Genomic DNA, 1,497 nt, shown 5'->3' on the forward strand with positions numbered 1-1,497 from the left:
CTGCTAGTTCTTGTTCTGTTTCTTTGATGACGATCGCTGTTTTCCCTGCCATCTTACTTCTGCCTTTATACTTTTTTCTCTAGTTTAGTCTATCTGTTATCCTACGCCTTTAAATTGGTATAAGGTGGGTGATATTGATTCTGGCTCAACGGTCAGTGGTAAGGCAGGAAGAATCAGTTTAACCACGACGACTGGTAAAATTGAAGTTAAAAATTTGTCGGCGGGTTCTGTTCAGGGTGATGGGAACAACATCGTTCTTAACTCTGCGTTGGGCATTACCACCCAGAACCTGAGCACTAAGTCTGGCGGGATTGCTGGCAATGTTTCCATTACGGCTGTAAATGATATCAAGGTGGGTGATATTGAGGCTAATTCTACGCTGAGCGGTAAGGGGGGAATCATCAATTTAACCACTACGGCTGGGGGAATTGAAACCAATAATCTGTCGTCAGGGGCTATTCAAGGGGATGGGAACAGTATCATTCTTAAAGCTGCGCTGGGTGTAACTACCCAAGATCTGAATACTAGTTCTACTCAGGGAAATAGTGGCAAGATTGCGATCGTGGCGACGAATGAGATTACAACAGGTGCGATCGTCTCTGCGGCGGATGGAAATGCGGGAGCGGTAACGCTGACTGCGAATGGAGATATTGTCACGAATGGCATTCAGGCTCAATCGAATAACGTTGGATCGGGTGGAACTGTCAAAGTTACGAGTCAGTCTGGCAAGATTGATATGAATGGTGGGCAGGTTTCGACTTATGCGATCAATGGTACTGGCGGGAAGGTGACGCTCACGGCAAATCAGACTATTGCTGTGGGTGAAATTAATACCTATGCAAGCTTTGGTAAGGCGGGTGAGGTGATCGTTGAGGCGAATGGAGATATCACGACGACAACTATCTATGCTAGTGCTTTTGGTGGGGATGCGAATAACATTAGGCTGACCAGTGTGAATGGTGGCATTGATACGAACAATTTGGAGATCTCGGCGACTTCGCTTTCGGGTGGCAATGCGGGGAATGTGACGCTGAGGGCGGCGAAGGATATTAAGGTGGGAGATATATTTGCTAGATCTCGTGAAGAGATAACGGGTGTTTGGAATGGTGGTAAGGTAACGCTTGAGGCTAGTGGTGCTATTGAAGCAGGAAATGTCACGACGACTTCTCTAACTGGTAATGCTGGGAATGTTCGCTTTGATGCGAATTTAGGGATATTGGTAGGAAATGGGATCAAGGTAGGGAATATTGATGCTTGGGCAAATAATAATGGAAATGCAGGAAGTGTGAAACTGAATGCTGTAAATGATATTGAAGCTCTGGTAATTAAGTCAAATGTAAATGGAACTGGTATTGGTATTGCTGGGGATGCTTATATTCTGGACTTTGGACTAGAAAAAGAAAAAAAGGCAGCAGGTGCTTGGCACAAACTGCCAAAAGAGCAATGATCAATTAACCAAAATTGACATTGACAATAATGATTTTCCAGAAACTCCAA

1 protein-coding gene is annotated in these 1,497 nt (G+C 44.7%); it reads left to right on the top strand.

The features are described 5' to 3' along the window. Positions 1–124: 124 nt before the first annotated feature. A complete protein-coding gene (locus ACP2WE_RS25965) occupies positions 125–1,447 on the top strand; it encodes a beta strand repeat-containing protein (protein ID WP_425218413.1) in 1,323 nt (440 codons plus the stop codon). Positions 1,448–1,497 lie beyond the last annotated feature (50 nt).

Source organism: Tumidithrix helvetica PCC 7403 (genome assembly GCF_965232925.1).
GTDB classification, from domain to species: domain Bacteria; phylum Cyanobacteriota; class Cyanobacteriia; order Pseudanabaenales; family Pseudanabaenaceae; genus Tumidithrix; species Tumidithrix helvetica.